5 protein-coding genes and 1 pseudogene are annotated in these 7,242 nt (G+C 59.0%); 5 read left to right on the top strand and 1 reads right to left on the bottom strand.

The window, feature by feature from the left end; genetic code table 11:
* The 5 genes and pseudogenes from ACYVL5_RS23230 to ACYVL5_RS23210 all read left to right on the top strand — a co-directional run.
* Nucleotides 1-323 (top strand): annotated as a pseudogene (locus ACYVL5_RS23230) (hypothetical protein); the annotation flags it as partial.
* Between the two features lie 825 nt (nucleotides 324-1,148).
* Entirely contained in the window at nucleotides 1,149-2,063 is a 915-nt protein-coding gene (secF, locus tag ACYVL5_RS23225; protein ID WP_460597927.1) for a protein translocase subunit SecF, read from the top strand.
* 307 nt (nucleotides 2,064-2,370) lie between these two features.
* Complete coding sequence (locus ACYVL5_RS23220; protein WP_460597926.1) at nucleotides 2,371-3,246, top strand: rod shape-determining protein; 876 nt, start codon at nucleotides 2,371-2,373, stop codon at nucleotides 3,244-3,246.
* Between the two features lie 380 nt (nucleotides 3,247-3,626).
* Nucleotides 3,627-5,009, top strand: coding sequence for a cation:dicarboxylase symporter family transporter (gene dctA, locus ACYVL5_RS23215; protein WP_460597925.1), 1,383 nt, complete (start codon nucleotides 3,627-3,629; stop codon nucleotides 5,007-5,009).
* A 610-nt stretch (nucleotides 5,010-5,619) separates the two neighbouring features.
* Nucleotides 5,620-6,930 (top strand): dicarboxylate/amino acid:cation symporter, encoded by a 1,311-nt coding sequence (locus ACYVL5_RS23210; protein ID WP_460597924.1) that lies wholly within the window; start codon nucleotides 5,620-5,622, stop codon nucleotides 6,928-6,930.
* Between the two features lie 84 nt (nucleotides 6,931-7,014).
* On the opposite strand, the gene ACYVL5_RS23205 is transcribed toward ACYVL5_RS23210, so the two are convergent.
* Nucleotides 7,015-7,242: hypothetical protein (locus ACYVL5_RS23205; protein ID WP_460597923.1), on the bottom strand; the 228-nt coding region annotated here is incomplete at its 5' end.

Genomic DNA, 7,242 nt, shown 5'->3' with positions numbered 1-7,242 from the left:
GGCCTGACTGGAACTGGAAACGATTCTTCACGGCAGCCTCCTCGGATGGAATGTGCCGTGATTATATGAACCACCTACGACGTAATATGTCGCGCTTGTCTTCCAGCGGAAGATTGGCGCTAATCAGGTTAAGTTATGAGGCCCACATCACCCAGGGCGATCCCGCCCTCCAGGAGAGCTGGAATCATTTCGGGTTTTACAAGAAACCGACCATGCATATGAGCGGCTTCGCGTCGGGCCAGAACTACCACCTGAGGTTCCGCCTCATCTGTTCCAAAGGCGAAGGCCCCTGGTCCCCCACCCACACCTTCACCTCCACCTGACCTCTCCTCCCCGCGTGCCCTTGACCGGCATAAGCTGTTCGATCAAGGGCACGTGGTACGTTTCCCTTTTCCGTCATGTCCCCCTAAGGTGGAGTTTATCACTTGAAACTTCGGGAAAATTCCTATAAGCATGGAACATGGCTTTCGGGATCTCTCTTAAATACCGGACATATCTGCTGCCGTTACTGCTGACGGTCTCGATATTCTTCGTCTGCCAAGGGATCCACGTTCCCACCCTTTCCGGCCTTAACCAGGCGACGCTGTCCAAAGTATGTAAACCGAAACCTCATTCGGTGGTCCTCGTCAAGGACCAGATAAAATCCCCTCCGTCGAGGGGTCTGAAAGCTGCTCCCCATTTCGGCCTGAGCCGTGAGATCGGCCTTGTCCGGCGTGAGGCTTTCTCACTGCCAGCCGCTACTCTCCAATCCCATTCCGCCCTCTCACCCCTTTATTCTGCCGTCCACTCCAGGGCGCCACCTGCTTCTGCCTAACCCACCGAACTCCTAGCTCCACGGCACCCCTGCCCCCTTGCCCTCGCCCGCGAACGAGGGGGAAGAACGCTCGCTCGTGCTCATTCGTGCACCACGTCATTGACGGGACGAGGCCCCCCACCGGACAACGACAGCCTGCTCGCATCATGCGATGCCTCCTGTCTTCTCGCGGACGAGTGTCTCTTGCCGTTCCTTGCCAACTGCACGGAAAAGGGGCTGCCCGGAGTTGGCCACCATTGGGTCTTTCAGCAGAATTCCGTGCGTTTGGCGAGAACGTCCTCTGATCCTCTTCCTGCCATCACGACACGGAAAGCCAGCTTACAGGAGGCAATACGTGCAGTTGATCAAGAAAACAGACATAAACTTCATTGCGAAAAGAAGGATTTTCTTCTTAGTTTCGGCCGTGATTTCCTTGGTGGGGATTATCGGCCTGGTCCAGATAGCGAGGAATGAGGCCAACATGGGGATCGACTTCTCGGGTGGCACCTCCGTCCAACTCGAATTCCGCCAGCCGATCTCCATCGAGAAGGCGCGGGATGTCCTGGCCCGCAACCATCTCAAGGAAGCGAACCTCCAGGAGGTTCAGGAGGGGAACAAACTCCTGGTCAAGGTCGGCAAAACCACGTTGAGCACAGGAAAAGTCGCCGACACCATCGCGGAGGTTTTTATGAGGGAGTTCCCGGAGAACACCTTCGTGGTGGCAAGCTCCTCGGAAGTCGGCCCCTCGATCGGGGAGAAACTTAAGAAAGACACCTTGGTCGCGGTGGGGATCTCCATGCTCGGGATTGTCATCTATATAGCCTGGCGCTTCGATTTCAGATTCGGGGTTGCGGCCACCATCGCCACCCTGCATGACGTTCTCGCCATGGTCGCCGTCTTCTACATGCTTAACAAGGAGATCAACCTTCTTTTCATCACGGCACTGTTGACGGTAGCCGGGTACTCCTTGACCGACACCGTGGTGGTGTTCGACAGGATCAGGGAACAGCTGTCCAAGAACCTGAACGATCCGATAGCCAAGGTATTTAACAGGGGCATCAACGAGGTCTTGTCGCGGACCGTAATCACCTCGCTGACGACCTTCCTTGCCGCGACCTCCCTGCTGCTGTTCGGCGGCGAGGTCATTCATGATTTTGCCTTGGCCCTGGTGGTAGGTATTGCCGTCGGTACCTACTCCTCGATCTTTGTCGCCAGCCCCATCGTCTTCGAATTGGAAAAAGGCACGGGAAAGGTCGCCGCTGCGCCTTGATGCGGAAACGGCTTCCACTCCGTATGCTCCGGGGAGGCGTCAGCGCGCCTCCCCGAATTTCGGTAACATGAAAAAAGGAGTAACCTGATGAAGGGGAAACAACACGGGGAGACCTCGGTTTCCCGGGAGGAGCCATGAATCCGTTCTTCAGCGCCATTGTCTACGCAGCGCTGCAGCAGCGTATCACCTGCAGCCACTGCGGCTCATATGACCATCACAAGCGAACCGGCCACCGCAACTTCCGCTGTAACAGTTGCCACAGGGAGTTCACCTTCGAAGCGAGTCAGACGATACAAGGACCATAGCCATGCTTAAAGATCTCCGTGGTCAGTGGCGGCAGCACGTTGCGCTGGATATTGGGACGGCCACGATACGCATCGCGTCGGGAACCGCTCCCTTCATGGAGCGTCCCTCTCGAATCGACTGCAAAAGGGGACTGCGCGACGGCGTCGTTGTCGATTGCGAAACGATCGTCGAGATAGTGAAGCCCCTCCTGGAGCGCACCCGGATGTTCGGCGTGGTGAAGCCCCGCGTCCTGGCGTGTGCCCCGAGCGATGCGAAAAAGGACGAGAGACAGATGCTGATCGACTCACTGCTGAGGGCAGGAGCCGCGTCCCTTTCAGTAATCCCTGAACCGCTCGCCGCCGCTATCGGCTCCGGATTGGACGTTTCCTCTCCCTACGCGCAGATGGTAATTGATATCGGAGAGGGGGTCACCGACTGCGCCGTCCTGCGCGCTAGCAAAATTGCGGCGACCTGCGCCATCAGAAAAGGGTGTGGCCGGATGCGCAACGCCATCGTGGTCGCCGCTTTAAACTCCGGATGCGCAGGTTTCACCGAAGCGGACGGAGACGCATTACTGGAGAGCTGCGGCCTGCTCCCTTCACCCAACCTCGCCGGAAGCGTAATGACAGCCAGCGTATTGCTACCGGTGGTGGAAGAGATAGCCGACACCGTCGACTCCTTCCTGCGTAACCTGCCTGATGAGATCGGATGCGAGATCATTGACAGCGGGATCTGTCTTACGGGTGGAGGAGCGCTCGTCCCCGGAATGCGCGCCTACCTGGAGCAACGCACCGGCATCAGCGTGAAAACCGCGCACACCCCACTGGCCTCTGTGGTGGAGGGGGCACGCGCCATCATGCCGGTCGTCACATCTCTCAACGAGTGGACCCGGTTTTGAGAGGTTGAGGCGGGGAAGGGTTGCAGAGGGGCGGGAGTGAAAAGGATCAGGGACATTCTCCCGGCCAGCAATTCTATCTCACACCCACGGCACGGCATAACTTTCGTTATACCTATAACCTGCGGCATACCCGGCACACCGGCCTGAAATCCTTGGCATTTTACCCCTCGAACCGCTCCACTGCCCTCCTCAGGTTATAACCTTTCATCGCCCGCCCCTCCTCTGCCATCCCTATTTGTATACGGTTTTCAGGACGTTACCTCCCCCGCCATCCTTGGTACATGGCTTGCTATCTTCTCTCGGCCCTTGAACAACCTGTCGGTCATGCGATAAACGCCGGCCGCGGCAAGGGAATTACATGGATCGTGAAGGAGGAAGTGATGTCGAGCAGCATCGGTGTGGTGCAGGCAGGTTCAATCAGCAAGAAACGCGCGTTCTTTGGCTCCCTGCTGTTCAGGGTGAGCGTCGGCATGATCATCGGCGTCCTGATCGGCTACCTGGCTCCGGAGAGCGCCAAGGCGCTCAGGCCGCTCGGCACCGGTTTCATCAAGATGATCCGCTTCGTCATCGCCCCCATCGTCTTCGGCACCGTGGTGGTCGGTATCGCCAAGATGGGTGACATGAAGAAGGTCGGCCGGGTCGGGGTAAAGGCCCTCCTGTATTTCGAGTTCCTCACCACCTTCGCCATGATCATCGGTCTGGCCATGGTCAACTGGCTTCAGCCCGGGACCGGCATCAACGCCGACCCCAAGACCCTCGACGTCGGACAGATCGCCAAGTTCACCGAGGGGGCCAAGCACCTGAGCACCTCCGACTTCCTGATGAACATCATCCCGGAGACGGTCTTCGACGCCTTCACCAAGGGAGATATCCTGCAGGTCCTCTTCTTCGCCGTCCTCTTCGGCGCCGGCATGGCCGCCCTCGGCGAGAAAGGGAAGCGGGTGGTCGAGCTGATCGACGATGTCACCCAGGGCTTCTTCAAATGCATCCACTACATCATGCAGCTCGCCCCGATCGGCGCCGGCGCCGCCATCGCCTTCGCGGTGGCCAAGTTCGGCACCAGCACCCTCTCCGGGCTCGGTGAGCTCCTGCTCGGCGTCTGGGGAACCGCCCTTCTCTTCGTGGTGATCATCCTCGGCATCGTCTGCAAGCTGGCCGGCTTCAGCCTCTGGAAGCTCTTCAAGTACGTGAGCGAGGAGTTCTTCATCGTCATGGGGACCTCCTCTTCGGAGACCGTGCTCCCGCGCCTGATGTCCAAGCTTGAGAACCTCGGCATCGAGTCGGGGGTCGTCGGCCTCGTGATCCCGACCGGCTACTCCTTCAACCTGGACGGCACCTCCATTTACCTCACCATGGCCGCCGTCTTCATCGCCCAGGCTTTCAACATCAAGCTCACCATCGGGGAGCAGCTGACCATCCTGCTGGTGCTCCTGCTGACTTCCAAGGGGGCCGCGGCGGTTGCCGGCGGCGGCTTCATCTGCCTCGCCGCCACCCTTTCGTCGCTGCACACGCTGCCGGTCTCCGGCCTGGTCCTTCTCCTCGGCGTGGACTGGTTCATGGCGACCTGCCGGGCGCTCACCAACATGGTCGGCAACGCGGTGGCCTGCGTGGTGGTGGCCAAGTGGGAGAAATCGGTGGACAACGAGCGATTGCAGGCTGTCCTCTCCGGGAAGTACACAGCTACTGCGCCGGGCACTCCGGATACCTCCATGGAGGCGGACGACGACGATGCCGAGGGAGTGGCTTCCCCTACCCCGGCCTGATCTATTCGCTGCCATGTAATACCATCATCGAGGGCGCCGGAAACGGCGCCCTTTCTTTTTATCCTCTACGTATCAACCCCATCCTCACCCTGTCCCTCCCCTTGAAGGGGAGGGAACCTTCAGGCATCCCCTCGCCTCTTCAAACCTCCCTCACCCCTGCCCCTCTACCCTAAAGGGGCGAGGGGGTAACGAAAAGCCTGCCCTAAAGGGGCGAAGGGTAAGAACCCGCGCCTAACGAGCTGAAAAATAAACCGATGTCTTGTGCTTTCCGGACCCACAACCACCCGTCTCCACCCAATGCCTATAACCATGGTTATAACCATAACCATGGTTATAGAGGCATTTTATACCGTACTCTTCCGCCCTAAGCCCGTCTTCACCCGCCTGCCACTTAACGCAGGTTATACCCATTCGACCCCGCCGGACCTGGCTACCGTATACGACAACGCCCTGCCCTCCCTGCATCCCCTGCCTGCGCCCTCCCTTGGTATGTTAGTTGCTAACGTTGTTCTAAATATTAAAACGGCCGGGAAGGCTCCGGCCTGATCCATCGATGTTGATCCGGTGACGTTATTGCTGTCGCTAACCATACGCTGAAAAGGAGATCACCATGAGAGGGAAGAAGTTTTACCAGCATCTGTACGTACAGGTACTGACCGCTATTGCAATCGGCGTGGCCTTGGGGAATTTTTACCCCGAGGCCGGCGTCGCCATGAAGCCGTTCGGCGAGGCCTTCATCAAGCTGATCAAGATGATCATCACCCCGGTCATCTTCTGCACCGTGGTCACCGGCATCGCCGGGATGGACGACATGAAGAAGGTCGGGCGCGTCGGCGCCAAGGCCCTCCTCTACTTCGAGATCGTCTCCACCCTGGCCCTCTCCATCGGCCTCGCAGTGGTGACCTTCCTGGCGCCGGGTGTCGGCTTCAACGCCGACGTGAGCAAGATCGACACCAAGGCGCTGGCCACCATCACCACCCAGGCCAAATCGACCAACACCGTGGAATTCCTGATGAACATCATCCCCTCCTCGGTGGTGGACGCCTTCGCCAAGGGTGACATCCTCCAGGTGCTCCTCTTCGCGCTGCTCTTCGGCTTCGCCCTCTCCGCCATGGGCGAGAAAGGCAAGCCGGTCTACCAGTTCATCGACCGCACCGCCCACGCCTTCTTCGGAGTGGTCAACTACATCATGAAAGCCGCCCCGATCGGGGCCTTCGGCGCCATGGCCTTCACCATCGGGAAATTCGGCGTCGGCTCCCTCTCCAAACTCGGGGCCTTCATGGGGTGCTTCTACCTCACCTGCCTCCTCTTCATCTTCGTGGTGCTGGGGATCATCGCCAGGATCTGCGGCTTCAACATCTTCAAGTTCATCGCCTACATCAAGGAAGAGCTCCTCATCGTGCTCGGCACCTCGTCCTCCGAGTCGGCCCTTCCCCGCATGATGGCCAAGCTCGAGAACCTCGGCTGCACCAAGTCGGTGGTCGGCCTCGTCATCCCGACCGGCTACTCCTTCAACCTGGACGGCACCTCCATCTACCTCACCATGGCAGCCGTCTTCGTGGCCCAGGCCACCAACACCCACCTCACCATTACCCAGACCATCACCATCCTGGCCGTCCTGATGCTGACCTCCAAAGGGGCCGCCGGCGTGACCGGCAGCGGCTTCGTCACCCTGGCCGCCACCTTCACCGCCATCCCGAGCATCCCGGTCGCCGGCCTTGCCCTCATCCTCGGCATCGACCGCTTCATGTCCGAGGCCCGCGCCCTGACCAACCTGGTCGGCAACGGTGTCGCCACCGTGGTGGTCTCCCGCTGGGAGAAAGAGCTCGACATGGACCGCATGAAGGCCTGCCTGAACGGCAAAGTCCCCATGGAGGTTGTCGAAACGGTCGTCGGGCTGGAGCCGCAGGAAGAGTACTGATCCTTACCGCGGTGATTCGCTGAAAGGGGCGTCACGGGAAACCGGGACGCCCCTTTTTTATGTTCTATTGCGGCCCTCCCGTTCTCACATTTGGAACGACGTTCTCTTTTTCCGTTTTAAAATGGCCCCAATACGCCCCTCGTCTCCGGTCAAAGCCCGCCGCCAATAAAACAGCACAAAAGAAAACCTGATTAGCGCCAATCTTCCGCTGGAAGACAAGCGCGACATATTACGTCGTAGGTGGTTCATATAATCACGGCACATTCCATCCGAGGAGGCTGCCGTGAAGAATCGTTTCCAGTTCCAGTCAGG

Source organism: Geomonas sp. Red276, from assembly GCF_054784495.1.
The sequence above is the reverse complement of the archived record's forward strand: the minus strand, read 5'-3'. Positions and strand labels throughout refer to the sequence as shown.